The sequence below is a fragment of the Collinsella sp. 1033st1_E11_1033SCRN_220408 genome, assembly GCF_039062465.1.
Classification (GTDB): Bacteria; Actinomycetota; Coriobacteriia; order Coriobacteriales; family Atopobiaceae; genus Parolsenella.
The window spans coordinates 1-26,693 of sequence record NZ_JBCLNF010000013.1; the positions used below are offsets into that span (position 1 = coordinate 1).

32 protein-coding genes and 1 other RNA gene are annotated in these 26,693 nt (G+C 62.4%); 7 read left to right on the forward strand and 26 right to left on the reverse strand.

Annotated features, from left to right (window positions below; translation table 11 throughout):
• Positions 1 to 162: 162 nt before the first annotated feature.
• The 7 genes from manA to ABCN07_RS07390 all read right to left on the reverse strand — a co-directional run bounded on the left by manA (position 163) and on the right by ABCN07_RS07390 (position 6,707).
• Complete coding sequence (gene manA, locus ABCN07_RS07360) at positions 163 to 1,098, reverse strand: mannose-6-phosphate isomerase, class I (RefSeq protein ID WP_343006064.1); 936 nt, start codon at positions 1,096 to 1,098, stop codon at positions 163 to 165.
• A 121-nt stretch (positions 1,099 to 1,219) separates the two neighbouring features.
• Entirely contained in the window at positions 1,220 to 1,987 is a 768-nt protein-coding gene (locus ABCN07_RS07365; RefSeq protein WP_343006065.1) for a gamma-glutamyl-gamma-aminobutyrate hydrolase family protein, read from the reverse strand.
• A gap of 3 nt (positions 1,988 to 1,990) precedes the next feature.
• Positions 1,991 to 2,749, reverse strand: a complete 759-nt coding sequence (locus ABCN07_RS07370; RefSeq protein WP_343006066.1) for an amino acid ABC transporter ATP-binding protein — start codon at positions 2,747 to 2,749, stop codon at positions 1,991 to 1,993.
• 24 nt (positions 2,750 to 2,773) lie between these two features.
• Positions 2,774 to 3,592 (reverse strand): amino acid ABC transporter permease, encoded by an 819-nt coding sequence (locus ABCN07_RS07375; protein ID WP_343006067.1) that lies wholly within the window; start codon positions 3,590 to 3,592, stop codon positions 2,774 to 2,776.
• Positions 3,589 to 4,248 carry an amino acid ABC transporter permease gene (locus tag ABCN07_RS07380; RefSeq protein WP_343006068.1) on the reverse strand — a complete coding sequence of 220 codons (660 nt, stop codon included), beginning with the start codon at positions 4,246 to 4,248 and terminating at the stop codon, positions 3,589 to 3,591. Before ABCN07_RS07380 ends, ABCN07_RS07375 begins: the two co-directional genes overlap by 4 nt.
• 117 nt (positions 4,249 to 4,365) lie before the next feature.
• Positions 4,366 to 5,346 carry a transporter substrate-binding domain-containing protein gene (locus ABCN07_RS07385; protein WP_343006069.1) on the reverse strand — a complete coding sequence of 327 codons (981 nt, stop codon included), beginning with the start codon at positions 5,344 to 5,346 and terminating at the stop codon, positions 4,366 to 4,368.
• A 191-nt stretch (positions 5,347 to 5,537) separates the two neighbouring features.
• Positions 5,538 to 6,707 (reverse strand): acetate kinase, encoded by a 1,170-nt coding sequence (locus tag ABCN07_RS07390; RefSeq protein WP_293814064.1) that lies wholly within the window; start codon positions 6,705 to 6,707, stop codon positions 5,538 to 5,540.
• Between the two features lie 240 nt (positions 6,708 to 6,947).
• Between ABCN07_RS07390 and ABCN07_RS07395 the strand changes: the two genes are divergently transcribed.
• From ABCN07_RS07395 to ABCN07_RS07405, 3 genes are read left to right on the forward strand one after another with little or no spacing between them, the layout of a single operon-like run.
• Entirely contained in the window at positions 6,948 to 7,487 is a 540-nt protein-coding gene (locus ABCN07_RS07395; RefSeq protein WP_343006070.1) for an isochorismatase family cysteine hydrolase, read from the forward strand.
• A gap of 60 nt (positions 7,488 to 7,547) precedes the next feature.
• On the forward strand, positions 7,548 to 8,411 hold the full coding sequence (locus tag ABCN07_RS07400; protein WP_343006071.1) for a PfkB family carbohydrate kinase: 864 nt from the start codon (positions 7,548 to 7,550) through the stop codon (positions 8,409 to 8,411).
• A gap of 36 nt (positions 8,412 to 8,447) precedes the next feature.
• On the forward strand, positions 8,448 to 8,726 hold the full coding sequence (locus ABCN07_RS07405; protein ID WP_343006072.1) for a TIGR04076 family protein: 279 nt from the start codon (positions 8,448 to 8,450) through the stop codon (positions 8,724 to 8,726).
• Here ABCN07_RS07405 and ABCN07_RS07410 read toward each other — a convergent pair.
• The 11 genes from ABCN07_RS07410 to ABCN07_RS07460 all read right to left on the reverse strand — a co-directional run bounded on the left by ABCN07_RS07410 (position 8,723) and on the right by ABCN07_RS07460 (position 17,809).
• The gene (locus ABCN07_RS07410) at positions 8,723 to 9,229 is read right to left on the reverse strand and encodes a DNA-deoxyinosine glycosylase (RefSeq protein WP_343006073.1); all 507 of its coding nucleotides are present in this window, start codon (positions 9,227 to 9,229) and stop codon (positions 8,723 to 8,725) included. The genes ABCN07_RS07405 and ABCN07_RS07410 overlap by 4 nt on opposite strands.
• Before the next feature lie 18 nt (positions 9,230 to 9,247).
• Entirely contained in the window at positions 9,248 to 9,739 is a 492-nt protein-coding gene (locus ABCN07_RS07415) for an S-ribosylhomocysteine lyase (RefSeq protein WP_293846593.1), read from the reverse strand.
• Positions 9,740 to 9,875: 136 nt separating this feature from the next.
• Positions 9,876 to 10,628, reverse strand: a complete 753-nt coding sequence (locus ABCN07_RS07420; protein ID WP_343006089.1) for a TIGR00730 family Rossman fold protein — start codon at positions 10,626 to 10,628, stop codon at positions 9,876 to 9,878.
• Positions 10,629 to 10,721: 93 nt separating this feature from the next.
• Positions 10,722 to 11,462 carry a YdcF family protein gene (locus ABCN07_RS07425; RefSeq protein WP_343006074.1) on the reverse strand — a complete coding sequence of 247 codons (741 nt, stop codon included), beginning with the start codon at positions 11,460 to 11,462 and terminating at the stop codon, positions 10,722 to 10,724.
• Between the two features lie 103 nt (positions 11,463 to 11,565).
• Positions 11,566 to 11,952, reverse strand: a complete 387-nt coding sequence (gene crcB / locus ABCN07_RS07430) for a fluoride efflux transporter CrcB (RefSeq protein WP_343006075.1) — start codon at positions 11,950 to 11,952, stop codon at positions 11,566 to 11,568.
• Between the two features lie 501 nt (positions 11,953 to 12,453).
• Positions 12,454 to 13,323 carry a hypothetical protein gene (locus ABCN07_RS07435; protein ID WP_343006076.1) on the reverse strand — a complete coding sequence of 290 codons (870 nt, stop codon included), beginning with the start codon at positions 13,321 to 13,323 and terminating at the stop codon, positions 12,454 to 12,456.
• 260 nt (positions 13,324 to 13,583) lie between these two features.
• Positions 13,584 to 14,453 (reverse strand): DegV family protein, encoded by an 870-nt coding sequence (locus ABCN07_RS07440; protein WP_343006077.1) that lies wholly within the window; start codon positions 14,451 to 14,453, stop codon positions 13,584 to 13,586.
• Between the two features lie 94 nt (positions 14,454 to 14,547).
• Entirely contained in the window at positions 14,548 to 15,012 is a 465-nt protein-coding gene (locus ABCN07_RS07445) for a MarR family transcriptional regulator (protein ID WP_320679415.1), read from the reverse strand.
• A 92-nt stretch (positions 15,013 to 15,104) separates the two neighbouring features.
• Positions 15,105 to 15,971, reverse strand: a complete 867-nt coding sequence (locus ABCN07_RS07450; RefSeq protein ID WP_343006078.1) for an HAD family hydrolase — start codon at positions 15,969 to 15,971, stop codon at positions 15,105 to 15,107.
• An 8-nt stretch (positions 15,972 to 15,979) separates the two neighbouring features.
• Positions 15,980 to 16,603: a DUF47 family protein gene (locus tag ABCN07_RS07455; RefSeq protein ID WP_343006079.1), complete on the reverse strand. Its 624-nt coding sequence runs from the start codon at positions 16,601 to 16,603 to the stop codon at positions 15,980 to 15,982.
• Between the two features lie 153 nt (positions 16,604 to 16,756).
• Positions 16,757 to 17,809, reverse strand: coding sequence for an inorganic phosphate transporter (locus ABCN07_RS07460; RefSeq protein WP_343006080.1), 1,053 nt, complete (start codon positions 17,807 to 17,809; stop codon positions 16,757 to 16,759).
• A gap of 249 nt (positions 17,810 to 18,058) precedes the next feature.
• Here ABCN07_RS07460 and ABCN07_RS07465 point away from each other — a divergent pair, with 249 nt between their 5' ends.
• A complete protein-coding gene (locus ABCN07_RS07465; RefSeq protein WP_343006081.1) occupies positions 18,059 to 18,676 on the forward strand; it encodes an HAD family phosphatase in 618 nt (205 codons plus the stop codon).
• 69 nt (positions 18,677 to 18,745) lie between these two features.
• Here the strand turns inward: ABCN07_RS07465 and ABCN07_RS07470 are convergent, their stop codons facing one another.
• From ABCN07_RS07470 to ABCN07_RS07480, 3 genes are all read right to left on the reverse strand, one after another.
• Positions 18,746 to 19,369 carry a YigZ family protein gene (locus ABCN07_RS07470; protein ID WP_343006090.1) on the reverse strand — a complete coding sequence of 208 codons (624 nt, stop codon included), beginning with the start codon at positions 19,367 to 19,369 and terminating at the stop codon, positions 18,746 to 18,748.
• Positions 19,370 to 19,443: 74 nt separating this feature from the next.
• Complete coding sequence (locus tag ABCN07_RS07475; RefSeq protein WP_293814048.1) at positions 19,444 to 19,698, reverse strand: HPr family phosphocarrier protein; 255 nt, start codon at positions 19,696 to 19,698, stop codon at positions 19,444 to 19,446.
• Between the two features lie 144 nt (positions 19,699 to 19,842).
• Positions 19,843 to 20,871, reverse strand: coding sequence for a 3-deoxy-7-phosphoheptulonate synthase (locus ABCN07_RS07480; RefSeq protein WP_343006082.1), 1,029 nt, complete (start codon positions 20,869 to 20,871; stop codon positions 19,843 to 19,845).
• A gap of 156 nt (positions 20,872 to 21,027) precedes the next feature.
• Here ABCN07_RS07480 and rnpB point away from each other — a divergent pair.
• An RNA gene (gene rnpB, locus ABCN07_RS07485) (RNase P RNA component class A) lies at positions 21,028 to 21,389 on the forward strand.
• 132 nt (positions 21,390 to 21,521) lie between these two features.
• On the opposite strand, the gene ABCN07_RS07490 is transcribed toward rnpB, so the two are convergent.
• The 5 genes from ABCN07_RS07490 to ABCN07_RS07510 form a co-directional block, all read right to left on the reverse strand.
• Positions 21,522 to 22,172 carry a copper homeostasis protein CutC gene (locus ABCN07_RS07490; protein ID WP_343006083.1) on the reverse strand — a complete coding sequence of 217 codons (651 nt, stop codon included), beginning with the start codon at positions 22,170 to 22,172 and terminating at the stop codon, positions 21,522 to 21,524.
• A 76-nt stretch (positions 22,173 to 22,248) separates the two neighbouring features.
• Positions 22,249 to 22,923 (reverse strand): DivIVA domain-containing protein, encoded by a 675-nt coding sequence (locus tag ABCN07_RS07495; RefSeq protein WP_343006084.1) that lies wholly within the window; start codon positions 22,921 to 22,923, stop codon positions 22,249 to 22,251.
• A 475-nt stretch (positions 22,924 to 23,398) separates the two neighbouring features.
• Positions 23,399 to 23,692 (reverse strand): hypothetical protein, encoded by a 294-nt coding sequence (locus ABCN07_RS07500; RefSeq protein WP_343006085.1) that lies wholly within the window; start codon positions 23,690 to 23,692, stop codon positions 23,399 to 23,401.
• 119 nt (positions 23,693 to 23,811) lie between these two features.
• Positions 23,812 to 24,462, reverse strand: a complete 651-nt coding sequence (locus ABCN07_RS07505; RefSeq protein WP_293814044.1) for a hypothetical protein — start codon at positions 24,460 to 24,462, stop codon at positions 23,812 to 23,814.
• Between the two features lie 10 nt (positions 24,463 to 24,472).
• Positions 24,473 to 24,970, reverse strand: a complete 498-nt coding sequence (locus ABCN07_RS07510) for a hypothetical protein (RefSeq protein WP_343006086.1) — start codon at positions 24,968 to 24,970, stop codon at positions 24,473 to 24,475.
• Between the two features lie 223 nt (positions 24,971 to 25,193).
• On the opposite strand from ABCN07_RS07510, the gene ABCN07_RS07515 reads away from it, so the two are divergent.
• A complete protein-coding gene (locus tag ABCN07_RS07515; RefSeq protein ID WP_343006087.1) occupies positions 25,194 to 26,252 on the forward strand; it encodes a DUF262 domain-containing protein in 1,059 nt (352 codons plus the stop codon).
• Between the two features lie 5 nt (positions 26,253 to 26,257).
• Positions 26,258 to 26,674: a hypothetical protein gene (locus tag ABCN07_RS07520; protein ID WP_343006088.1), complete on the forward strand. Its 417-nt coding sequence runs from the start codon at positions 26,258 to 26,260 to the stop codon at positions 26,672 to 26,674.
• Positions 26,675 to 26,693: the final 19 nt, after the last annotated feature.

The window sequence follows — 26,693 nt, forward strand, 5'->3', positions numbered from 1 at the left end:
CCTAGACAACCCACAGCATGCGGGAGGCCTCCCTATTTGTCACTATCGGGGTGTAAACAACCTATTGGCACATAACAGCTAGCGGCTCACCCTCGCCAGCAGTTTTCGCTGCGCCTTCAGACAAGACGGCGTCGACGGAGAGACTTGCCGACGCGAACTCGACTACACCCAGGAGCAGATCAGCGTCATGTCACCGGAAAACTCGAGGTCACCACTCTGCGCAGGCGCCACGAAGTGGGAACCCTTCTCGAGCTTGGTGCCATTTACCGTACCCTCGCCCTCGATGACGCTCACGCACACGAAGTCATGGTCCTGGACGAGCGTCTTGGTCCCGGCGACGCGAACGCGCTCGACGGTATAGCGCTCGTTCGACTCGAGGAGCGTGACTCCATCGACCTCAGGAGCGACGACCTCGCCGTTCGTGTGGGCCTTTGCCGCATAGTCGACCACGTCCATGCTCTTCTCGAGGTGAAGCTCGCGCTTGGTGCCATCGGCCTGAACGCGGTCATAGTCATAGACGCGATAGGTGACGTCGCTCGACTGCTGGGTCTCGAGGATGAGCGTACCCGCCTTGATGGCGTGAAGCGTGCCTGCGTCAATCTGGAAGAAGTCTCCCTTGTGGATGGGCACCTCGTTCACAAGGTCGCCCCAGCGGCCCTCCTCAACGAGCTTGGCAAACTCCTCGCGGTCCTTAGCCTTCTGCCCAACGATGATCGTGGCACCCGGATCGCAATCGAGCACATACCAGCACTCGCACTTGCCAAGGCTTCCGTTCTCGTGGATGGCGGCATACTCGTCATCAGGGTGCACCTGGATCGAGAGGTCTCCATCGGCATCGAGGATCTTAATCAGCAGCGGGAAGCGATCGCCCTCCGCATCGCCGAACAGCTCATGATGCTCGTCCCAAAGCTGAGAGAGCGTCTTGCCCGCGTAAGGCCCGTCCACGACCTCGCAGTCACCCGCGGGATGCGCGCTGATGGCCCAGCACTCGCCAATGGCGCCTTCGGGGATGTCATAGTGAAAGACCGTGTCGAGCCTACGGCCTCCCCAAATCTTCTCGTGGAAGATGGGCTTCGTGAAAATGAGGTCCTGAGCCATAACAATTCCTTCCAACACGTCTTAACCGCGTGCAAACAGAAAATGGCCATACGTTTATAGATGTCTAATCGTATGGCCATTCATACTAGATTATCTATGCGTGAGATGGCTTTTCGTTACGTTAGCACGCCGCGACGAACGCCTTCCAGAGGTTGAAGTCCTCCTCGCACTTCTCCCACGTGTACTCGGGATGCCACTGCACGCCAAGCACGAAGCGCTTCCCCGGCATCTCGACGCACTCGGGGATGCCGTCATCGGATGACGCGGAGAGCACAAGGCCGTCGCCCAAATCCTTCACGCAGCAATGGTGCGCCGAGTTGACGCAGTAGCCACGCGAACCACTCGCGCGCGCAAGGAGACTCCCCTCGTCGATCTCGACCTCATGACAAGTCCTCGTGAGGAGGTCTGCGTGATCGTGCGAGGTAGACCCCTCCCGGCGGGAGATTGACGGCACGTCCATATCTAGCGAGCCGCCAAGGGCGACATTGAGCACCTGGGTTCCGCGACACGTCGTGAACAGGGGTTTATCGGCCTGCACGACCTTGCGAACGAGCGGAACCTCGCAGGCGTCGCGAACGTGGCAGAGAAGGGACTCGTCATAGGGACGCTCGTCTCCCCAGAGCTTGGGGTCGACATCCGGGCCGCCGGGAATGGCAACACCGTCCGCCAGCTCAACGTACTGGTCAATCACGTCCTCATCATCCGTAAGGGCCATCTGTACGGGAAGACCGCCTGCCGCGAGAATCGCGTCGATGAAGACGGTGGCACCGCACTCGTTGGGCGCGAGCTTCTCGGTCTTGTGGAGGTGGCCCTCCTCATAACGCGTAGCGACAAGAATGATGGGCCTACGGCTCTGAGACGTCTTGGTTTGAGCTTCGTTCTCCACCATGCCTTAGTGCTCCTTGATCGAGTTGAGAAAATCACGGGCGCGCTGGGTCTTTGGGTTGTCGAAGAACTCGTCAGGCGTGCCCTCTTCGACGATGGCGCCGTCCGCCATGAAGATGACACGGTTGCCGACACGGCGCGCGAAGTTCATCTCGTGCGTGACGACGACCATCGTCATGCCGCCGCGAGCGAGCTCCGTCATGACATCGAGGACCTCATTGATCATCTCGGGGTCGAGGGCGCTCGTGGGCTCGTCGAAGAGCATCGCCTTCGGGCCCATGGCGAGCGAGCGCGCGATGGCGACGCGCTGCTGCTGGCCGCCGGAGAGCTGCGCGGGCACCTTGGCGGCCTGCTCGGCCACGCCGACGCGCTCGAGCAGGGACATGGCGCGCTTCTCGGCCTCCTGCTTGGAAAGACCGAGGACCTCGATGGGGCCGAGGGTCACGTTCTCGAGCACGGTCTTGTGTGCGAAGAGGTTGAACTGCTGGAAGACCATGCCGAGCTCGGCGCGGGTGCGCGCGAGCTCCTTGCCCTCCTGCGGCAGCGGCTCGCCCTCGATGAGGATCTCGCCGGAGTCGATCGTCTCGAGGCGGTTGATCGTGCGGCACAGCGTCGACTTGCCGGAGCCCGACGGGCCGATGACGACGAGCACCTCTCCCCTGCCGATCTCGAGGTTGACGTCCCTCAGGACGTGGAGGGCGCCGTAGTGCTTGTCGACGTGGCGGAGCTCGATGACGGGCTGCTCGCCCGCGGATGTCTGGTTCATAACTCTCTCCCTTGGCAAGTGCCGCTAGCGGATGATCTTGACGCCAGTACGGCGCGAGACGGTGACCGCGGCCTCGTTGATCAGGCTGTTAATGAGGATGTAGATGACGGCAACCACGAGGTACGTCGATACGAGCGCGTCATAGTTGGTGCGCAGGACCTGGGCGTTCTGCATAAGGTCAGGATAGCTCACGACATACGCGAGCGCCGTGTCCTTCACGACGACGACGAGCTGGCTGATGAGCGACGGGATGACGAAGCGGATCGCCTGCGGCAGCACGATCTTCGTCTTGACCTTCCAGCGAGTCAGGCCGATCGAGAGGCCCGCCTCGGTCTGGCCGCGCGGCACGGCGTTCACGCCCGCGCGGAAGACCTCCGCGAGGACGCCGGAGGCGGCGAGCGTCACCGGGACGCACAGCATCCAGAACGCCGGCATCTTAATGCCGAGGTTGGGCATCGCAAAGAAGAAGAAGTAGATGAACAGGAGGCTCGGGACGCCACGAAGCACGTTGGTGAGCACGGCGCAGACGGCGCTCAGGACGCGGAAGTGGCTTGTGCGCCCCAGCATGAGCAGCATGCCGAGGACGAGCGAGAGCGCCGCGGCGGTGAGGGCTACGGCGAACGTGCCCTCAAGGCCCTTGAGCAGGAAGCGCCACGTCGTGCGCCAGGAGAAGAGCTCCCAGTACCTTGCGGAGAGCTGGCCGGTGACCCAGAAGCGGTACACGACCCACGCCGCGAGGGCGACGAGCAGCGCGAGCGAGATGACCGTGCCGACGATCATCTTCTTGCGCGTCTTGGGGCCCGGCTCCTCGTAGAGCGCGTCCCTCATGGTCTTTGCGCTCATCGGATCACCCTGACCTTCTTATCGATGGCATTGCCGACGAAACCGGCCACCAGGGCGGTCGAGATGTAGCCGGCGGCGGAGACGAAGAACGTCACGATGCCCGCGGACTCACGCGTGTTGATGTAGGTGACCGCGCCCGTAAGCTCCTGCGGCGTCATGGGCACCTGGGAGCCGAGCGCCGTGGTGAGCATGACGGCGATGAAGAGGTTCGTCATGGGAAGCACGGTGGAACGCAGAGCCTGGGGAATGACGATCTTGCGCAGGATCTGGCCGAAGGACAGGCCGATGGAGCGCGCCGCCTCGATCTGGCCGGCACCGACGGTGTTGATGCCCGACATGAAGTTCTCAGAGCCAAACGCCGTACCGAGCAGGACGGTCGCGAGGATGACGCTCGGCTCGTAGTCGAGCAGAAGCTTCAGGTGAGGGAGCGCGTACACCACGATGAGCAGGAGCACCGCTCCGGGAATATTGCGGAAGATCTGCACGTAGACGTCGCCGAGCAGGCGCAGCGGCTTGAACGGCGAGACGCGCATGACGGTCACGAGCACGGAGAACACCATGACGAGCGCGAACGAGACGAGCGTGAGGCGCCACGTCGTCAGAAGCGCGGTCAGGTACAGAGGACCGTATCCGGAGATTAGCTCGGGAAGCCCCATCGTACCTCCTTACAGGGAAAGGGGCCCGCCGCCCAGACGGACGGAGGGCCCCGGACTATCTAAGGACTTGCCAAGGGCGCGGGGCGCGCATCCTCAGGCGGTGCCCCGGATGGGAGCCTAGGCGCCGAGCGCCGGCGGCTCGGGGACCGTGTCGATGCCGCAGCGGTCGGCGAGGACGATCTTGTAGAGCTCGGCCCACTTGCCATCATCCTCGAACTTCTTCAGGAAGTCGTTGATGAAGTCGACGGCGTCGGTGTTGTCGAGCTGGACACCGATGCCGAGGTACTCCTCGGGGCCGAACGGCTCGCCGGCGATGCGGTACTTGCCCGGGTTCTTGATGACGCTGCCCATCTGGAGCGTGTTGTCGACGACGTAGGCGTCAACGCGGCCCTGCTCGAGGGCGGCACGGCACTCGTCATCCTTCGAGAACTCCTGGATCTCGGCCTCGGGGGCGAACTGGCCCACGACCTCGGGGCCGGTGGAGCCGGACTGGACGGCGACCTTCTTGCCGGCGAGGTCATCGACGGAGTTGATGTCGGTGTTGCCGTCGAGGACGAGGATGGCGTACTGGGTGCTCATGTACGGACCGGCGAAGGAGATGACCTGCTTGCGCTTGTCCGTGATGGTGTAGCTGGCGAAGACGGCGTCGACCGTGTCGTTCTGGAGGACGGATTCACGCGTGTCAGAGGTGACCTGCGTGTACTCGTAGCTGTTCTCGTCGCCGAGGATGTAGCGGACGAGGCCGAGGTAGATGCCGGCGTCGAAGCCGTAGACCTTGCCGTCCTGCTCGTCGAGCTGGGAGAAGATCGTCGAGGTGCGGGTGGCGCCCAGGCGGAACTTGCCGGCGCTCTTGATCGCGGATGCCCAGGGGTTGGCTGCGATAACGTCATCGGCAGCGGGTTCGACGGAGGCGACGAGCGCGTTGAAGGCGTCCTTGTCGATGCCGGTGGCGGAAGCGGCGGCGCCGGAGGTGGCAGCCGTGCCGGAGGTGGCAGCAGGGCCATCGGAGCAGCCAGCGAGGCCAAGGAGGGCGGTACCGCCCATGACGCCGAGGCCGAGGGTGATGAACTGACGCCTGCTGTAGGTGCTGTTGCTCATGGGTAATCCTTCCCTATGACTTGAATCCCAGAATAGGAGTGCTGGTTGGGATGTTGGGTCTACTGTACCCAATTACCGCGATTTTATAAATCCTACTAAAAAGTAGTGTAATTGGGTTGAAACAAAAAGGCGGCGGCGAGCCTCGAAGCTCGCCGCCGCCCGCCTGGCGCAGTCTATGTGTGACGCGACTCTTAGCCGAGAAGGGCCTTGACGTCGAGGGCGATCATGAGCTCCTCGTTGGTCGGGATGACCCAGACGTGCAGGCTGGAGTCCGGCGTGGAGATCTCACGCGGATCGTCGCTGCGGACGGCGTTCTTGTCGTCGTCAATCTTGACGCCCATCCAAGCGAGGCGGTTCACGACCTCCTTACGCATGTGAGCGGAGTTCTCGCCAACGCCAGCGGTGAAGACCATGGTGTCAACGCCGTTCATGGCCTGGACCATGGTGGCGAACTGGGAGGCGACGCGGTAGCTCCACATGTCGATGGCCATCTGGCAGCGCTCGTTGCCCTCGGCGGCACCGGCCTCGATGTCGCGGCAGTCGCTGGAGACGCCGGAAATGGCGGCGAGGCCAGACTGCTTGTTCATCATCGTGTCGATCTCGTCGATGGAGTAGTGACCCTCGCGGGAGAGGTAGAAGACGGTGGCCGGGTCAACGGTGCCGCAACGGGTGCCCATGATGAGGCCATCGAGCGGGGTGAGGCCCATGGTGGTGTCCATGCACTGGCCGTCCTTGATGGCGCAGAGGGAAGCACCGGAACCGAGGTGGCAGCTCACGACCTTGTGAGCGGTGTGGTTGGAGACCTCGTCGACGGTGCGCCAGATGAAGCGGTGGCTGGTGCCGTGGGCGCCGTACTTGCGGATGTGCAGGCTGTCGACGACGTCCTTCGGGAGGGCGTAGTTGTGGGCCTCGGCGGGCATGTTGTAGTGGAAGGAGGTGTCAGCGACGATGACGTTGCCGATCTCCGGGAACATCTCGCGGCAGATCTCGATGACGTCAGCCTCGGCGTAGTTGTGGAGCGGGGCGAGCGGGGCGACCTCGCGGACCCAGGCGAGGGTCTCGTCGGTGACGACCTTGGACTCGGGGAAGTACCAACCGCCCTGAACGACGCGGTGGCCGATGCCGTCGATGGGCTTGTCAACGCTCTCGAGAATCTCGAAGACGTGCTTAATGGCCGTCTTGTGATCAGGCAGGGCAACGTCGAGCTGCTGCTTGCTGCCGCCCATCTCGGAGTGGCCGATGAAGGAGCCCTCGATGCCGATACGCTCGCAGTTGCCCTTGGCGTAGACCTCGCGAGTGTCGACATCGAGCAGCTGATACTTGAGCGAGGAGCTGCCTGCGTTGATGACGAGAACGTTCATGTACGATCCTTCCCCATGACGAAGCGCCCGTTGGCGCCGTGCCTTTGCGCGATGCGTGTCGCTCGCGCGGATTTCCAACTTGACTATGATAGCGCGTCAAGTGCCCCTGCCACACGAAATCCTTAGCATGCGTCCCTCTCTCACTCTTTCCTTAGGTTTCGCCTGCGTTATCCTTGTTTAAATGCACAGCCGGAAGTGCACATTTGCATGCGCCCCACACCATCACCGATAGGAGATGCAATGGCTCGCGACTACTTGCTCGTCATCGACATGCAGAATGACTTCGTGGACGGCTCTCTCGGCACGCCCGAGGCGGCGGCGATCGCGAGTGATGTCGCAGAGCACGCCCGCACGTTCGAGGGAACCGTCGTCTTCACCTATGACACTCACCGCGACGACTACCTCGAGACCCAGGAGGGCAAGCACCTCCCCGTCCCCCACTGCATCAAGGGGACGCCGGGCTGGAAGCTCACCCCCGTCTGCGACCTCGTCCGCCGCGCCCGCAACGCGAAGGTCTTCGAGAAGCGTACCTTTGGCTCCACCGCACTCGCCTCCTGGCTCCTCGACAAGAACGCCCATGGCGGCGGAGTGGCCTCGGTCGAGCTCTGCGGCCTCTGCACGGACATCTGCGTCGTGAGCAACGCGCTGCTTATCAAGGCGTTCATGCCCGAGGTTCCCGTCCGCGTCAACCCAAGCCTCTGTGCCGGCGTCACGCCGGAGACCCACGAGGCAGCCCTCACCACCATGCGCATGTGCCAGATCGACCTCATCGAGGGGTAATCGCCCACTCCGTGTAAACGCCCCACGCGAAGCATGACAGCCCAAGACCCAAGGAGCCCCATGGAAGACAACGCCAATTCCAAGCGCATCCTGCTCGTCAACGATATGGCCGGCTACGGCAAGGTCGCCCTCGCCGCCATGATCCCCATCCTGTCCTCCGCGCACCATCAGGTGTTCAACCTGCCCACGGCGCTCGTCTCCAACACGCTCGACTACGGCACTTTCGACATCCTCGAGACCACGGGCTACATGCGCGGGGCCATCGACGCCTGGGGGAAGCTCGGCTTTGAATTCGACGCCGTGGCAACGGGTTTTCTGGTGAGCGAGGAGCAGACGAAGCTCGTCGCAGACTTCTGCCGCGCGCGACACGAGACGGGAGCCACCGTCTTCGTCGACCCGATCATGGGCGACGAGGGCAAGCTCTACAACGGCGTAAGCGAGGCGACCGTCGGCTTCATGCGTGAGATGTGCGGCAGCGCGGACGTCGTAATGCCCAACTTCACCGAGGCGGCCTTCCTGACGAGCCTCTTCACCGAGAGGACTGCTCCGGGCGCGGAGGGCCTGACGCGCGCGGAGGCAAAGGAACTCGTTGCCGGGATGCACGAGCTGGGCGCCGCCAAGGTCGTCGTCACGAGCTGCGCCGTGGATGGCGAGCACACCACGCTCGTGAGCGAGGGCGCAGGCAGCGAGCTCGCGGCTCTCCCCTATGACGAGGTGCCCGTACGCTTCCCCGGCACGGGCGATATCTTCTCCGCCGTCCTCATCGCCGACATGCTCGGCGGCGCGGGGCTCGTCGCGTCGACCCGGCGAGCGATGGACGTCGTTCGCGACCTTCTCGTCAGGTGCGAGCACAACGAGGACAAGTTCAAGGGCATCCCCATCGAGCTTTACCTCGACCGCATCGCCGAGGTCGACCACGCCTAGGAGCACTCACACGCCAACAACCCCGAGGAGGAGCCCATGGCTCGCAGGCCCCGCATCCAGATAACGCTTACGGAGCGAATCGGCGCCCACCCTTGCCACCACGGGCATAAGCCGGGTGACACCTGGGACTTCAACACCGAGCGCGGCAAGCTCTGCCCCATGGCCGCCCACGTCGCATTTCCCTATGTGGACATCTTGCGCTACGGTGGTTCCGTTCCCGGCAACGAGCCAGGATGTGCGCGCTTCTGTTGCCCTGACGTCGACACGATCAACGTGTTCGAGGCTCGTATCGTCGAACGGGAGGAAGGCCGCTAGCGAACGTCAAGCGCCGCAAGTTCCTCTGCCCAACGCCCTGTGAGACGATCGAGCGACCACGCGGCGTTTGCCGGGCTGGTCGAGGGCATCACGATGGCAGCGTGACCTGCTATGGCCTCGAGGTACCGATGGTAAAGCCGCCCCGACGTCGCACCGTTGCATAGGATGGCCTCGATGGGTGCCGCGGACGTGACGCGCGTGACGTCGACAGGCACGACGTTCTTGATGCTCGCGTCGCTCGAGCCACGAATGTCGCAGCTGGCGATGACGTCCCAGAGGGCGATGCCATGCGCAAGCAGCATCCCGCGCTTCTCGGCGATGGACGTAGGCGTGGGCTCGCCCAGGCAAGAGGCCATGACGCGCCAGAAGCGGTTCTGCGGGTTGCCGTAGTAGAAGTCATTCGCGCGCGATAGCACGCTAGGAAAGCTCCCGAGCACAAGAACTCGGGAGCTTTCGTCATAGACAGGCTCGAAGCCGTGATCTATGTGCTGGTAATCAGCCACGATTATCTCGAACCCAGGCTACTCACCCGTGGGGTAGTTGAGGTGCGCCTCGTCAATGCCGTCGAGGTCGCGCTCGAGGTAGCGCGCGGCGAGCCACTTGGCCATGCCGAGGTTCTGGTCGAGGTAGTTGCCGCACTCCTCGGGCCTGGCACCCGGAATCTCGCCCTCGAAGTCGCGGACGAACTCGAACATCTCGCGGACGAGCGGCAGAATCTCCTCGGAGGAGACCTCGCCAAAGACTACGAGGTAGAAGCCCGTGCGACAGCCCATCGGACCAAAGTAGACGACGCGCGGGGCCCACTCGGCATGGTTGCGCAGGAAGGTCGCGCCCAGGTGCTCGATGGTGTGGCACTCCGCCGTGTTCATGACGGGCTCGTCATTGGGGGCGGTAAGGCGCAGGTCGAACGTGGTGACCGCCATACCGCTCGCAGGGTCACGATCGATGCGGCTCACGTAGATGCCCGGCTCGAGCAGAAGGTGGTTGACGGAGAAGCTCGCGATGCGCTCCATGTGACTGTCCTTTCCCACGTCGCCCTCGACAGGCGGCGATACGGCGTTCCGGCGTTCCGGCGTTCCGGCGTTCCGGCGTTCCGGCGTTCCGGCGTTCCGGCGTTCCGGCGATTATCCTACGTTTCAGTGACACAGCTTACACGAGCGAGCGGCCGCACGTAACGATTTCGACCGCCTCGTCCACGTCATCCGTGACTTTCACGAGCTCAGGATCGAGCGGAGAGATCATGCCCGCATCCATCACGGGGCCTTCGATCCAATCGAAGAGGCCGCGCCAGTACTCCGAGCCAAACATGACGACCGGCATGCTCTTGACCTTATGAGTCTGGATGAGGGTGAGTAGCTCGAAGCCCTCGTCGAGCGTGCCGAACCCACCAGGAAACACGATCGCGCCGCTCGAGTACTTGACGAACATCGTCTTGCGCACGAAGAAGTACCTGAACGTCATGCCGAGGTTAACCCAGCGGTTCATACCCTCCTCATGCGGCAGCTCGATGCCGAGGCCCACAGACTTGCCACGCGCGCTCGCCGCTCCCCTGTTTGCTGCCTCCATGATGCCGGGGCCGCCACCTGTGATGACGGCGAAGCCACGCTGGGCAAGAAGCCTTCCTGCGCGGCGCGCCGCGGCATACATTGGATCATCGCGCTTGGTGCGGGCCGAGCCAAAGCAGGAGATGGCGGGGCCGAGATCGGCCAAGGCGCCAAAGCCATCGACAAACTCGGACTGGATGCGAAGAACGCGCCAGGGATCCATGTGGAGCCACTCGGTCGAATCCTCGGAGTTGAGGAGTTCCTCCGTCGTGCTTCGCTCGGGGATGAGGTCTCCTCGGAGGATGACTGGGCCCTTGTGATACGTGACATCGAAGGGCTCGTCTGAGGGGTGAGACATATCGAGCGGCGCGACGGCAGGCTGATGAGGGCCGGGGGCAACGTCGGGCTTGGCGCCCTCGGTCAGGTGCTTGTCGTTCATGGCAACCTCCAACTAGAGATTTCCGACCATGGCGTCCTTCGCAAGCGCCGCACACTCGCGAACGCAGGCTTGCGGCAGGTAGAGGGGGTTTGTGGGTGCTGAAATGCCATAGACGCTGGACAGCCCCTGGCGACGCGCGAGGCGGGTGGCGCGCAGCACGTGGAAGTCATTCGTGACGACGCCCACGGAGGCGTCCGGGGAATCGAGGAGCGCCGCGGAAAAGCGCAGGTTCTCGGCCGTGGTGGTCGAACGGTCCTCAAGCAGAATGCGCGAGGCATCTACGCCCGCGGCCTCAAGGTAGCGGGCCATCGCCTCCGCCTCGCTGCATGGTTCGTCAGGACCCTGGCCGCCGGAGACGATACACGCGGTCTCCGGGTTCCGCTCCAGATAAGTCACGGCCTCATCCAGGCGATAGCGAAGCGTCTCCTTGGGAGAGCCATCCGCGTTGAGATTCGCCCCGAGGACGATGATGCAGTCTAGGTTCGCCGGCGGAGTCGAGACGGCCGCGCGCATGATGAGCGCGCAACCTGCAAAAACACCGCACGCAAGCAGAGCCATCACGGCAACGGCAATCCGGCGGGTCCATACGGGGAGCGTTTGCCAGGCACCTATTCGATGTGCCCATCCTGCGGCAAGAAGCGCCGCACCCACGACTATCCACGCAAGGAAGAACCCACGAGCGGGATACAAGACGCCCATAGCGGCACCATAGGCGACGCTGACGACACCAACAGCTATGAGGATGATTGCCATAACACGCACCTTCGATCAGCCGAGGAGCTCGAGGCTCGCGCGATAGCGGCCCGGCAGCACGCGATACAGAAAACGTATACCCAAGCCGCCGAATCGATATCCCCTAAACACGCGGGCACAGTCCACCGGCAACGAGCTGACCAGCAAAGCAGGCCAAGACGCCAAGCACGAGACTGAGCACCACGTATCCCCCGCCGACAAACCAGTTGCCGCGTTCGAAGAGTCCCGATGCCTCAAGGGCGAAGGTGGAGAAGGTCGTGAATCCGCCGCAGAATCCGGTCTTGAGCAGAAGCGTCGTCTTGGGAGGAAGCGAAGCGGGAACGGCGAGGCCAACGATAAAGCCGATGCAAAAGGCGCCAATCACGTTCGTGACGAAGGTGGCAACGGGAAACCCCGCATCCGCAGTGGACCCAAATGGCGCAAGCGAGATGAGCCATCGTGCAACAGACCCAGCGCCTCCGCCAACGAACACCGCAAGAGCATCAAGCATGATCAATCCTTCCAAAAATGCGCGTCAATTCGCTCAAGGATACGAGCTGGGTTACAGCCTCGAGCCACACCCCTCCCAAATAACGCGCGTCAACGCGCTCCAGCATACGCCGAGAAATGAAGGGATACCGAAAGTGAGCAGCCAAATCAAACCTGCCAAAGTAGCCCATAGAACGTCAATCGATCTACCTGCGGGTTTTCAAACGCAAATCGACCGTCTACTCGCACGGGCGCCACTTGGCTGCTCACTTTCGCATTTAAGGGACTTTCCGGCACTTCCCCGCGTCAATCCAACGGCAAAACAAGGCAGCGAGACATTGATTCGAACAAAAGGAGGGCCCGGACATATGCCGGACCCTCCCAAGTCGTCGCATTAGCCAAACCGCGCCGGTTCAAAAACGACCGCTCGCAAGCGTTAGTGCTAGCCGAACCGCATCGGTCCAGAAGCGGGCGTTCGCATTAGCCGATCCTCTCTGGCCCAGAACGTGCAAGCCACAGGCGTTTAGCTCCTGTTGTTGCCGCCAATCAGCTCGTCGAGAATCGACGGGCCCATCGGGTTCTCGTTAGCGATGCGCTCGCTTTCGAGCACCTCGATGTGGTGCTGCTGACTGATGTGGAGCATCACGACAGCGATGGCAACACAGAGGTCATCATGGGCGGTATCGCTAATCTCGATGTTGTGGGAATCGGCACGGCGGCAGCCGGACAGAGCGAGCGTGCCCTTGGAGTCGCGAAGCTTGAAGTCAAAGTTGAGAAGATCATCGCCCTTGATCTTCCAATCCGTCTCACCGACCGCGATGGTGTGGGGAGTCTTCAGCAGGTCGCGGACAAGGCGAACAGAGTGGCCGTTAGAAAGCTTGATGTCATAGACGTGGCTGGTAGAGATGACCTGGCCGCGAACCGAGCCGAGGACGGAGCCGCCCGCCGCGCGAATCTCGGCCTTGGGCCCGAAGGCGCCCGTCCTACCGCTAATCTCGAACACGGTGTTGCCAGACCCGTCAACGATATTCATCTCAGAATCGAAGACGTCGGCAGCGGCGCCCTGGAAGTGCAGCTTGCGAACGGCGCCGGTAACGGCAGTGAAGGCCTTGGTCTCGGACTTCTCGCCCTCCTTGTTCTTGGCCTTGGTCGCGACGATGTTGCGCGCGCCAAGAACAATGAGCACGATGCCGATAAGTGCGAAGGACGCGCCGGCGATGGCCGCCATATTGGAGCTATTTGAACCCGGGGTCGTAATCGCGCCATACACGTAGAGGCAGCCGGTAATGACCAGGAGGGTACCCCAACCGATGAGCATGTAGGCGAACGTCTTCGCCATCGTACGCTGGGTCTTATAGTCTTGGGTCCTGATGTCGTACTTGTTCTTTGCCATGCGTGCCCTCCCGGCCTGCGCACGGCGTCCGCGCAGCCTCGGCGGCGCACGTTGCGTGGCAGGATTCTCTGTTACGAAATTGTTGCGTAGTGAAGTGTACCCGAACGAACGCAGAGCAACCTCGCAAATGACCGCCCTCGCGAGTCATTCCCTGGTGGGCGGCAGCAAGCGCCTGGGCGGCGCGGCGGTCCAGCGGCAAGCACGGCCCGACGGCCTGCGGCCCACCGGGTCGTGAGCCCCACCGGACAAAGCGCGGCAGCCTAAGCGCTCTTCTTGAAGAACGCCAACGCGATCGCACCGGGGCCGACGTGGATGCCAATCGTCGCTCCCACGGAGTGAACGGGCAGGTCATCGGCGCACACATTGGCCTCCCAGATGCCACGGGAGTCCTCGATGTACTTCCTGAGCAGGACGTCGTCGAGACCGGCGTAGCCAAGCGCGATCGGCATCGAGAAGTCAATGCCGCCGGACTTCTCGATCTGCTGGGTCAGGAGGTTGCGCCCGTTCTTGGAGCCACGCGCCTTACCCAGCACGACGACCTCGCCATCCTCGACGGAGATGACCGGCTTGATGGAGAGCAGCTGACCCACGGCAGCGGCGGCGGCAGGCACGCGCCCGCCACGACGGAGATACTCGAGCGTGTCGAGCAGACCCACGACGAAGATGTCGTCGCGCACCTGCTCGAGGGCGGTGGCGATGTCCGCCGCGGTAAGGCCCTCCCCCACGAGGCGCAGGGCATAATCGACGAGGACGCGCTCACCCACGCAAACGTTGCGGCTGTCAACGACGTAGACGCCGCCATCAAAGCCAGACGCAGCGGAAACGGCACTCTCATACGTGCCGGAGAGCTTTCCGGAGACCGTGATAACAACGGCATCCTCCCCCGCCTCGCGTGCCTCGCGAATGGCGCCCTCGAAGGCATACGGGTTCACCTGGCCGGTCTTCGGCAGGTCATCGCACTCGACGAGGAGCTCGTAGAAGCGCTTGTGCGTGAGGTCAACGCTGTCGGCATAGGTATCCGAGCCAAAGGTGATGCTCAGGGGCAGGACAGTGAGCGCCGGGCTTCCGGCGGCCTCGATGTCTTCCGGGGTTATATCAGACGCGGAGTCCGTGATGATGCGAACGGCCATGGTGAACCCTCTTCCTTTTCACGCGTGCGAAGGCAAGGCCCACAAGAATAGAGGCCTCGTGACCCATCGCAACGCTTCGATGGACGCCTGAGCGCTAACGGCCGATGCCGTGAAGACACTCAAGGACGGATTCGAGGGAGTCATACAGGCGAACGCGCGAGCGGCCGTCGAGCGCCGAGTCGACCCTCGACATGACGCGCGAAATCGCCTGATCGACGCGACCCATGAGCTCACGGCCAGCCTGCGTGAGGCAGATCTCGGCGCGATAGCGGCGTGTGGTCGACTCTGGGTCATCCTTGACCTCGACGAGCTTAGCCTCGCTGAGGCTCGCAATCGTACGGCACACGGCGGCGCGAGTGACGCCGGCCGTGCGAGCAAGCTCTGCCGCCGTCATGCCCGTGGAGGAGCGGCCGAGATAGTAAAGGCACATGAGGTCCGCGCCACGAAGGCCCAGACGCTCGCACTCCACCGCACGGATGCGCTGAATCTCCTTTTCCGTCGAGGAGATAAGGCGAACGAACTCCTGGAAACGCTCGCCATCCGTGTTTTTCTCGGCCATCGGCCTCCCTCTTTCTGATCCGTCCCGTGCATCATAGCAGAGCTTGTTTACCGCTCAACATCTCTACACAAGGTTCCAGTATGTGGCATGGTTCACTTCGCGCTGCCGTGGACCGTTCGCACCATGTGCCTGGGCACAGCGTAGAGGACGTTCGAACCAATGACCTCGCTGGCAGCGCGCTTCGCGTCATCACAGGCGCCATGGGGCGCGTACGCATGTCCGAGGGGCGCAAACCTCTCGAGCATGGCGATGTCGTTGCCGCCGTCTCCGTAGACGGCGACCTCATCCTCTCCGATACCATAGTTGGCCGCAAGCCAGGCAATCGCCTCGCCCTTGTCAACGCCCGCGCGCGTCACCTCGAACATGCTCGGGTTGAAGGGGGCGTTGACCACCTTGTCAGAGCGCTCCGCAAAGAAGGCGTCGAGCTCGCGAATCAGACCGGGGTCAGTCGTGCGGCAGTTGATCTTGCAGATCTCGTTCTCGAGGATGGCGGAGGGCGTCTGATCGTAGAGCATCTCGTCCGCCGCGCGCATTCCGGGCGCGTGCATGGCGCGCAGGCGAACGTAATCCTTAACGCGCTTCACAAGGCCATGGGCGACGTACTCCGCGTCATAGGCCTCGCGAGACGTGCAGACGTAGCTGTGACGCCTGCCGATGCACAGAAACGGCGCCTCGGGAAACGCCGTGAGCGCCTCCTCGACAAACGCCGGGTCGAGCGTGGCGAATCGCAGCAGCTCGCCCTCCCTCGAGAGGACGATCGAGCCGTTCGCGCAGACGACGTCACACGGGAGGTCCCCAAAGCCAAAGTCGCCGGGGCGGCGAAAGGTACGCCCCGTGGCGATGGTGAACCGCGCGCCCGCATCGACCACGCGACGGATCGAGGCCGCCACCGGGCACGTCACGGAATGCGTGGCGCCCAGCAGCGTCCCGTCAAGGTCTGATGCGAACAGGCGAATCAAGACAGCACCTAGTTGTTCTGCATGATGATGCCCTCGACGCCGTCAGCAACGCGCTCGCACGCGTCGAGGCAGCTCTCGAGGACGGTGTAGATCTCGCGCATGCCGAGGACGCGGAGAGGGTCCGTCTCGGTCATGTGGAGCTCTCGCATGATGCGGAGGAAGATCTCGTCGCCCACGGACTCGAGGGTGTTGATCGAGATGACATGCTCGTGGAGGGACTCCGGCTTCTTGAAGTTGGGAAGCTCGGCGATCATGTTGCGAACCTCCTCGGCCGCCTTCACGAGCATCGTCACCATCTCGAGCGCGCCGGGCGTGAGCTCCTGGATGTTGTCATAGTAAAGACGATGGAGGACGCCCTCGATGTAGTCCGTGACATCGTCAAGGCTGGAGCTGAGCCTTGCGAGGTCCTCACGCTCGATCGGGGTGATGAAGGCCCTGAGGAGGGTGTCCATCATGCCGTGGCGAAGGTCGTCGGAGGACTGCTCGATCTCGTGCATCTCGTCCATGTGCTTCTCGAGCTCCGCGGGATTGTAGTCGCGCATGATGCCCTCGAGCAGGTGCGCGGCCTTGCAGATGTTGTCAGCGCAGGAGTTGTAGTTGTCGAAGTAGAAGGAGTCGCTCTTACGAGCCATGTCGGTTCCTCTCGATTGGGGACGTTGGGGTGAGCTACCGGCGACAACGCCGGAGACGGTACCTGACGTGCGAGCCGCGGCGCCCGCGGAGTAGCGGCGGGCCCGCTGGCAGGGGCGACGGGCCGCGACAGTTGCCGCCGTGGCAAATGCCGCCTAGAACAGGAACATGAACAGCTTGGCCATGGCGAAGCTGATGAGGCCACAGCCCGGGAACGTGAAGACCCAGGTCAGCATCATGTCCTTCACGACGCCAAAGTTAATGGCGGAGAGGCGCTTCACGGCGCCGACGCCCATGATCGCGCTCGTCTTGGTGTGGGTGGTGGAGACGGGAATGCCGAGCTCGGTCATGATGAGCAGGCACAGCGAGCTCGCGAGGTCCGCGGCAAAGCCCTGGTACTTCTCGAGCTTGACCATATCCATGCCCACACTCTTGATGATGGGCTCGCCGCCGATGCTCGTGCCGATGCCCATCGTGATCGAGCAGAGCATCATGAGCCACACGGGGATGACAACGCCCTCGACGCTGGACTGACCGCCGCAGAACGCCACTCCAAGGAAGAGCACGCCAATGAACTTCTGACCGTCCTGGGCGCCGTGCATGAAGCTCATGGCGGCAGCGCCGAAGATCTGGGCGTAGCGGAAGAAGCCATCCGTCTTGCGGCGGTCTGCCTCGGCAAAGACGATGGTCACGAGTTTGCAAACGAGCCAACCGATCGCAAACCCGAAGAGCAGGCTCATGACGAGGCCATAGATAACCTTGATCCACTCCTCGCCGTTCACGCCGTCGAGGCCGCCCTGGATGGCGATGGCGGCACCGGTAAGGCCGGCGATGAGGCTGTGGCTCTCAGACGTGGGGATGCCGAACACCGAGGCGCCCACGCTGTACACGACGATCGAGAAGAGCGCGGCGCACAACGCGATGAGCGCGGCTTCCGTATTGCCGCCGAAGTCGACCATGTTGGAGATGGTCGAGGCGACGCTCGCGTTGATCTTCGTCATCACGAGGACGCCGAGGAAGTTGAGCAGTGCGCTCATGATGATGGCGGGCTTCACGCGCATGCAGCGCGTGGTGACGCACGTGGCGATCGCGTTGGGAGCGTCAGTCCAGCCGTTGACGAAGATGACGCCGAGTGTGAGAAGCGTAGTGAGCGCAAGGGGCGGGCTCGTGAGAACCTGCCCCATGAAGTGCGCGAACGAAACGTCCAAGCTATCCCCCTTCTAGACAGACATACACGCTATTGTGCACCAAAGATGGAGGATTCGCTTACGTGTGCCTTACAAAAGTTGACAAGTTCGGCGGGCGAAACACGGAGCATCGCTGAAAAAGCCGACAAGTTCGGCGGGCGGAACGTGGAGCATCGCTGAAATCGGGCGCGAAGGCAGGCGCCGCACGAGGCCCAGCGAGACGCATGGCGCACAATTGCAGCCACAATCCCCTTGAGAACGGAGGTTCGCGTGGCATTGCTCAGGAACGTCATCTTCGACATGGGAAACGTCCTCATGACCTTCGACGGCCATGAGTTCGCAAGCGCCTTCACGGAGGACGAGAAGGACGCAGACCTGCTCTACGCTGCGCTTTTCGGCCGCGCGGAGTGGTCGCTGCTCGACTCGGGCACCATCGACCACGCCACGATGCTGCGCGTGGCGGAGGCCCACATCCCGGAGCGGCTCCTCCCCAACCTCTATAGCTGCTTTGACCACTGGCCGGAGCTCTCGCGTCCCCTCGAGGCGACGAACGACCTCGCGCGTCGCCTGCACGCCGCGGGCTTTGGCGTCTACGTGCTCTCCAACGCCTCGGACAGGATCTTCGAGCAACTCGACCGCGCACCCGCGCGTCCCATCCTTGACGGCGTGGTCGTCTCTGCGGAGGAGCGCCTCATGAAGCCCGACCCCGCGATCTTCCTCCTGTGCGACCGCTACGACCTCGCGCCCGAGGAGTGCCTCTTCGTCGACGACAACCTCGACAACTGCCGGGGCGCTGGGGTCACCGGCATGTGGACGCACCACTTCACTGGCGACGTCGACGCGCTCGAGAACCAGATCGCCACGCTCTCGCAGGGCAGTAAGGCATAGCGGGACGGCAATGCGCACCCGGCAACCGACGCCTGGCATCCGCGCACGCGCCCGAGCCCACGCCGCGCCCTAGAACACGGAGAAGCTCGGCTCGCTCACGCGGCAGAGGTCCTGGCCCGCGGCCATCTCGCGCATGGCATCCACGAACGCCGCTTCCTCACCCGCGCGAAACGCCAGCGTGAGGGTTACATCCGCCCCGTACTCAGATCCACGGTCATGCGCGCCGGAGCGTTCCGCGAGGTCACGTACGCGATCGTGCATGGCATAGGGAATCGTCAGCTCAACGACGGTCACGAGTGTCTTCTCCACGAGAAGCCCTGCCTCGCGCGCTGCCTCGACCGCGCGCTGCGTCGCCGTCGTGTACGCGCGGACAAGCCCGCCGGGGCCCAGGAGTGTGCCGCCAAAGTAGCGCGTCACCACGCAGCAGCAATCCCTGAGGCCCGCACCACGAAGGACCTCGAGCGTAGGCATGCCGCTCGTGCGCTGGGGCTCCCCGTCGTCACTCTGGCGCTCCGCACCATCCGCCAGGATCCAGGCGGGAACGTTATGGCGAGCGTCGTAGTGCTGGCGGCGAATGCTCTCGATGAAGGCGTTTGCCTCGTCCTCGCTCTCGATATGCGTCAGGTGCGCAATGAAGCGGCTCTTGCGGTCAACGAACTCCGCCGTCGAGACCTCGTCCACCGCGGGCGTCAGATACGATGCGGCGCCGGCCGCGTTGGCGCCCGACGTCGCATCAGCAGACCTTGTCTTGGCTTTGGCCTTCGCCACTAGAGCCTCCGGAGGAGATGCGCCATGAACTCAGAGGCATCCGCCTCGTCCGGGCCATCGATCTTAACGGTGATGGTGTCGCCGAGGTGGGCTCCCAGGCCCATGAGACCGATCACGTCCTCGCCGTCAGCGGAGCGGTCCGAGTGGCTTACGGTGTAGGTACTCTCCCACCGCGCGGCCTCGCCGGCAATGAGCATCACGGAACGAGAGTGAAGACCCATGGGGTCCTTAATGGTATGGGTTAGCTCGACCATGTCTCTCCTGCGTGGAGTTGTGATTGGGTTTCACAACATGGTAGCGATTAATTGGCTGCCTATCCCCGACATTTCGCCGACGGATAGACCAATTTGCATATCGGCACCAGAGAAGCGCATAAGTTAGGGGCGAACGATCCCCGGTTACGCCCTCTCGGCGAGCTCGCGCACGAGGTACTCGGTCTTTTCCCAGCCGATGCACGGGTCGGTGATCGACTTGCCGTAGACGCCACCGTCGACGGGCTGGTTACCGTCCTCGAGGTAGGACTCGACCATGAAGCCGCGCACGATGTTGCGGATCGACTCGCTGCGTCGGCAGGAGTCGAGCACCTCCTTGCAGATGCGGAACTGCTCGAACGGGCGCTTACCAGAGTTGTCATGGTTGCAGTCGACGATGACGGCCGGGTTGTCGTAGTTCTCCCTCGTGTAGCGCTCGGCGAGGCGCTCGAGGTGTTCGTAGTGGTAGTTGGGGTAGTTACGACCGTCGAGGCCGATGTAGCCGCGGAGAACCGCATGGGCGAGCGGGTTGCCCTGCGTGGTAACCTCCCAGTTACGATAGATGAACTCCTGCGGAGCCTGGGCGGCGTAGATGGAGTTGAGCATGACCGTGGTCGAGCCGGCGGTGGGGTTCTTCATGCCAACGGGCACGGAGACGCCGGAGGCGACGAGGCGGTGCTCCTGGTTCTCGACGGAGCGGGCACCCACGGCGACGTAGGCGAGCAGATCGAAGAGGTACTGGTAGTTGGAGGGGTAGAGCATCTCGTCAGCCGTGAAGAAGCCGGTCTCCTCCGCCACCGCGAGGTGCATGTGACGGATGGCCTTCACACCCTCGAGGACGTCAGCCTTGGCGTCCGGATCGGGGCTGTGGAGAAGGCCCTTGTAGCCGGTACCCTTGGTGCGGGGCTTCGCGGTGTAGACGCGAGGGACGATGACGAGACGATCCTCGACGTCCTCCGCGAGCTTTGCCAGGCGCGTGACGTACTCGAGCACGGAATCCTCGCGGTCCGCGGAGCACGGGCCGATCACGAGGAGCTTGCGCGGGTCCTCGCCGGTGATGACGCGGGCGACCTTCTCGTCAAAGGCGACCTTCTTGGCAGCGAGCTCGGCGGAGAGGGGCATACCCTCGCGAATCTCCTGCGGGATGGGCAGGCGACGCTTGAAGTTCATCGACATAGCTAACCTCCTGTATGCGCAAATCGGGCACTGGTAAGGCTTCGCTATGCCTCGTGCGCCCCCACGCGCGAGTTAATTTGCCCGCCACTATACCAGCTTTGTGTTTCCGGATACCTTCGCAATCCGGAAGCCCGCACGTGCTACAATCGCTTCCGCGAGGTGGGCTAGACGACCGCGGGACCCGCGAGCGATCGCAGGTCATGAGGAAAGTCCGGGCTCCACAGGGCAGGATGCTGGCTAACGGCCAGGCGGGGTAACCCGACGGAAAGCGCCGCAGAAAAGAAGACTCCCACTGGCGGGTTCGCCCGTTAAGGGAAAAGCTGAAACGGTGGTGTAAGAGACCACCAGCGTCGTGGCGACACGGCGGCTTGGCAAGCCCCATCCGGAGCAAACGCAAATAGGAGCGCCATGGTGTTGCCCGCACCGCGCTCGGGTTGCGCGCTAGAGGCCAACGGCAACGTTGGTCGTAGATAAATGGTCGTCCTAGACAGAACCCGGCTCATAGGCCCGCCTCGTACTTAATACCAAGGCGCTCCCCCGGACCATCCGGAGGAGCGCCTCTTTTTTGTGTGCGCCGCGGCGTGCGTCAGGCAGGCGGACGCGACAACGGCGTGCGAGCGCCAGGGGAGCCCGCCCCAAGGCCTCAGGTGCTAGAGGCGAACGACCCTCGTGCCATGTACCTCGGAGACGCCGAGGGCGCGGGCGAGCTCCTCGCAGTTTTGCCAGGTGACGCCGCCGCCGGGGAGGATGCCGATACGGCCGACGGCACGCTCAACGTAGGCACGCAGACGCGGGAGGTTCTCCTCGATTGGCGTGCCAGCAGGGCCGCCGTGCGTGAGGATCCGCGTGACGCCATGCTCTGCGAGCCAGTCGATGGCGCCGAGCTGCTCCTCCGGAAGAATCTCGTCAAACGCCATGTGGAAGGTGACCTGCAGGGGTCTCTCCGCACAGGCGCACGCCGTAGAGAGCAGGCGTTCCGTCGCGAGGATATCGAGGTGACCGTCGCGCGCGCAGCCAAAGACGACGCCGTCAACGCCAGAGCGCGCGTGCGAGGCGATATCGTCGTCCATCATCTGGAGCTCGTCGGCGCTATAGGCGAAGTCTCCCCCGCGCGGGCGAACCATCGCCATAAGGGTGACGTCGTGTTCGCGGCAAAGGCGCACGGCAGCACGGACGACGCCCACGGAAGGCGACGTGCCCCCGCACGCGAGATTGTCACAGAGCTCGATTCGCTTCGCCCCCGCCTCGATGGCGGCAGGCACGCGCTCCATGTTCTCCGCGCAGAACTCCTTGAGTAGCATCCCGTCTCCCCTCTCGCACATACGAAAAAGGCGGGCCCCAAACGGGACCCGCCCAAACACTGCTTACAGCCTAAGACTAGTCCAGATCGTCGACGTCAACGCCGGACATGGGCAGCTGGGCCGGCTGGGCAAGCTGCGTGGCATCCGCATCGGCGACAGGCGCGGCAGGCGCAGCCGGAGCAGCGATGGCAGCGGAGCCGGTCGGGGCGGACGTGGTGAACTGGTTGGAGAACGCGTTGTCAGCGTCATCCATGAAGTGCTGGAGGAGGGCCTTGTACTGGTCGCGGAACTCCTCGCGGGAGGCCTTCAGGCGATCCATCTCGTCGAGCTCGCTCTGCTTCTCGGCGAGGGCCTGACGGATGACCTCGCGGGCCTTCTGGTCAGCGTCGTTGCGGATCTTCTCGGCGTTGTCACGGGCCTCAGCGACCATGCGGTCAGCGGACTGCTGGGCGACGATGAGGACCTTGGAGATCTGGCTCTCGGAGGCGGTGGTGGCGACGGGAGCGGCAACCGGGGCCTCGGCGACGGGAGCGGCGGCCTGCTGGTTCTGGAGCTGGGCAACCTGGGCTTGGGCGGCAGCAAGCTGCTGCTCAGAGGCGTTCAGACGACCCTTGAGGTCAGCGATCTTCTGGAGCATCGCGTCAACCTCGCCGGAAAGGCGCTCGAGGAAGTTGTCAACCTCGTCGGTGTCATAGCCGTGCTTGGAGGGAGAGAAGGTGAGCTGGTCGATTTCTGCGGGTGTGATTGCCATTCTTATTCCCTTTCGTTCCTTGGACGTCGTGCCGCCCATGGTCACGCTATTTGGTCACGCTATCTGCATAGGCTTCAAATAATTATAGCGGGTCGAGAGCTACGGGGTTATCAGTTACACAAAGGCACATAACCGATGCCCGGCAAGGCACCGGAAAAGCGCGCGAAGCGCCCAGACAGAAACGAAAACAGGCCAGAGACGAATCTCTGACCTGCTAACATTTGGTAGCCCGTACCAGATTCGAACTGGTGATCTCCGCCTTGAGAGGGTCATGCGAAGGCGCATACTAACGGTATCTAACGGCAACAGACGAACGTCTGAGCTTGGGAAATACGGTAAGTAACGGCAACCAACGAAAACGGACGGCAACGAAGGATTCCGCAGGTAGACTCACCATTGTGTCCTAGTTGTGTCCAAAAGCAATAATACCCTCCGCAGGGGCCAGAAGAGGGCCGCTCGCTACGGAGGGGATTTCTTATGAGTTCAAAGGTTTATATGCCCCGGTCTCGCCCGGAGCACCGCCTCCCTCAATAACGGTGAAGCAGGACGAGGGCTTGGCCTTCTCGCCTACGCACGCCCATTCGGGTGCCTGAAGCGTGAAGAAGTACCCGCAGCGATCGCAGACCTCATAGGCGCAATCCGGGTTGAGCGTGCCCGCGAGCCGGGTCTTGTGGCCGCAGCGCGGACAAAACCGCGCCTGCTTGGAAAGCGAGCGGAAGTAAGGCGACCCGACCGGCTTGTCGAACAGCCCCTCGAACATCCATTGCATGAGATAGCCCCTTTCATCGATGTTGGCGTTACCACCGTTGGCCTATGGCCTGGTTGGTGCCGGGATCTGGGAGCCAACTCTCTCCCCCGGCTCTGGATGAATGCGGGGATATGGTACACCTATTGCATACAGTACGGGCAAGGCGAGCAGTACGCCCTCGCCTCGTCGAGCGGGACCTCGCGTGTGCTGTATCCCAGCTGACGCAATCGACTCAGCTCGTCGCAGTCGTAGCTGTGGTACCAAGAGTCTCCAGCGCTGTCGCAGACGTAAACAACGCCGCCGGAGCCGACGACGGAATCGGACGCCTCGAGCACCGGCATCGAAATCTTCTCGATGTCGCCCTCGAAGACGTAGCCCACGCCCGTCGCGTCCACCCGGCAGGCGATGTAGCACCCCAGGTCGGCATCGGTGAGCGTGTACTCCGAGCCCTCCGCGCCCTCGATGTAGGAGTACTCGCCGTCCCACGTGGGGGCCCGCATCCAGCAGACGAGCGCCTCGGCGCCATCGGGCAGCTCGAGCTCCACACTAAGCGTCTTGCCAACGCGCATGGGCTCGGGGTGGTGGACCGCGCCCTTGACCTTCGCGTCCTGCGCCTCGATCGGCCCCACGGCGCCGCTCGCCGCCTTCGCGAGCTCGGAGCCGTCGGCGTCGCTCGCCGTGACCACGCAGCGCCAGTAGAGGCCCGTCCACTCGCGCTCGGTCGCAAGGCTCGCGCTTCTCTTGTCCAAGAGCCTCGTGTACACCTTCGCGTAGTCGATGTCGTTCGCCATCGCCTGCCTCCTACTCCTCGTCGCCACAGCCGAGCCCGGCGATCCTCATCCAGCGCCCCATGAGCGAGTCCTCGTTCCTCGCGGCCCCTGCGTTTGGCAAGCCGGTCGTCCCGGCGGGCGCGGGTGCCGCCGAAAAGAGCCAGGGCTCCGCCTCCTTGAGCGCCGCCACGTCGCCCTCGTGCTCGTCGAGAAGGGCGCGCGCCGCCTTGACGCTGCGTGCGCCCGCAAGCTTGAGCTCGTACTCCACGCGCTCGTCAGCGGCGGCGGCCTTCACCGCCTCGATCTCCGAGCGAAGCGCCTCCGCCACCTCCGCCGACCTCGCGGCCTCCGCCACCTGAGCCTCAAGCTCCGCGATGCGCTCGTCGCGCTTGGCGAGCAGCGCCTCGTAGCCTGAGTCCCCGGCGACCTCGCCGCCGCCTACCTCCGCCTGCTGCTGCGCCTGCGCGACCTCTTGCCCTTCCGCGAGCTCGACCTGCGCCGCCTCGCCGCCATGCGTCTCACCGTCCATGTGACCTGCTTTCCAATCGCGGCAGGCACAACAAGACTCCCGCCTACCTACTCGATACGAGCAGCCTAGACAGGCGTCACAAAGTGACCGAGGAACGCGACGCTGACGGCGGGCATCCGCTGGTATCATTAGAATCCATGTTGGTTATGGGAGAAGGTCGCATATCCCACAACCGGTCTGATTAAAGTTAGCTTTGACCTGCTATAGATTGAGGTGAGGGCGAGTGACCAATCAACAAAGTGAGGCCGTCGAAATCTCTGAACAGATTCGCGATAAAAAGAAGGATGTGAGATTTAGCACTCGCGAATACGTTGCAGAGTACCTCATCAATAAGTTCAATGCGGACGAGTTCTACATTCCGCTTGACTATCAACGCAACTTCGTCTGGACAGATGATGATTGCAGCTACTTTATTGAGTCTGTGTTAATTGGTCTGCCCATTCCCTACATGTTCTTTGCCGATGCTGAAGATGGCAGAACGGAAATCGTTGATGGAGCGCAAAGGATGAACGCCTTGGTGAACTTTGCCAGAGGCGATTTAACCTTGTGCAATCTAGACATCCTTACATCTGTCAACGGAAAGACCTATACAGAACTTCCCATAGAAGTACAAAGAAGATTCGATAACGCGAGCTTTAGAGTGGTTTACCTTGAGGAAGGGACCACCTTTGACGTCCGACAGGAGATTTTTCGTCGTATCAATTCATCGGGCAAGCAGCTCAAAAAGCAAGAAATTCGCCGTGGCTCCATGGGCGGCGATTTTACAAAACTAGTAAGCGAGCTCTCCAAGGATCCGCTCTTTATAAAACTTGCCCCGTTAAGCGAGACGGCGCGCAAACACTACGATGACATGGAACTTGTCACTCGTTTCTTCGCCTATGCAGACGGCTACCCAGATTTCGAGGGTTACAAAGACCGCGTTGCTAGTTACCTGGATGAATACACGAATCGCATGAACATCGAGCTTGCCAAGTCACCTGACAAGCGCAATGAACTCGTCGCTCGCTTCAAAGAAATGTTGAGATACGTTGAGAAGTGCTTGGGAGACAGGGGTTTCAAAAAGACACCGACAGGAAAATCGACTCCTCACGCTCGCTTCGAGGCCATTGCAGTTGGCGTTGCCGTGGCGTTATCGGAGGACAAGGACCTTTCACCCAAAGACATGTCTTGGGTTAATGGCGAGGAGTTCCAAACTCTTGTGCGGTCAGACTCGGCAAACGTCAAGGCTAAGCTGAAAGCTCGCATTGATTTCGTGGCCAACAAGCTGAAGGCGGAGCAGTAAACCTTATGGATTCCAATGACTTTAACTTGGGGTACGAAGAGGTCTACAACGACCGCCTTGATGAGACCAAGAGCATGATTACGCTCGCGACCCTGCTCGATTCGCTTGATCAAGGCGTTGGTGATGCGCGCTATGACTCCATAATGCGGGGAGCTTACGAAATCGCTAAAAAGGCAAACCCAAATGGCGTGCCCATGCCAACGCCGGACGTAACCCTAGTTTCCAGCGTTATCCGTTCTAATGTCAAGCTCATGGTCTACAACATCATCGAGTTTTCAATCACAAGCCTCATGCGGGCAATTTATGACAGGATAAAGGACGAAGGCTGTGGTTATGCCGACGTTTCCGAAAAGCTGCAGTTGCTCCTTGATTATCAACTTTATCCGAACACCTCCCACATTCATCCGCACATGTGCGGATGAATGTGGGAACCCGATACCC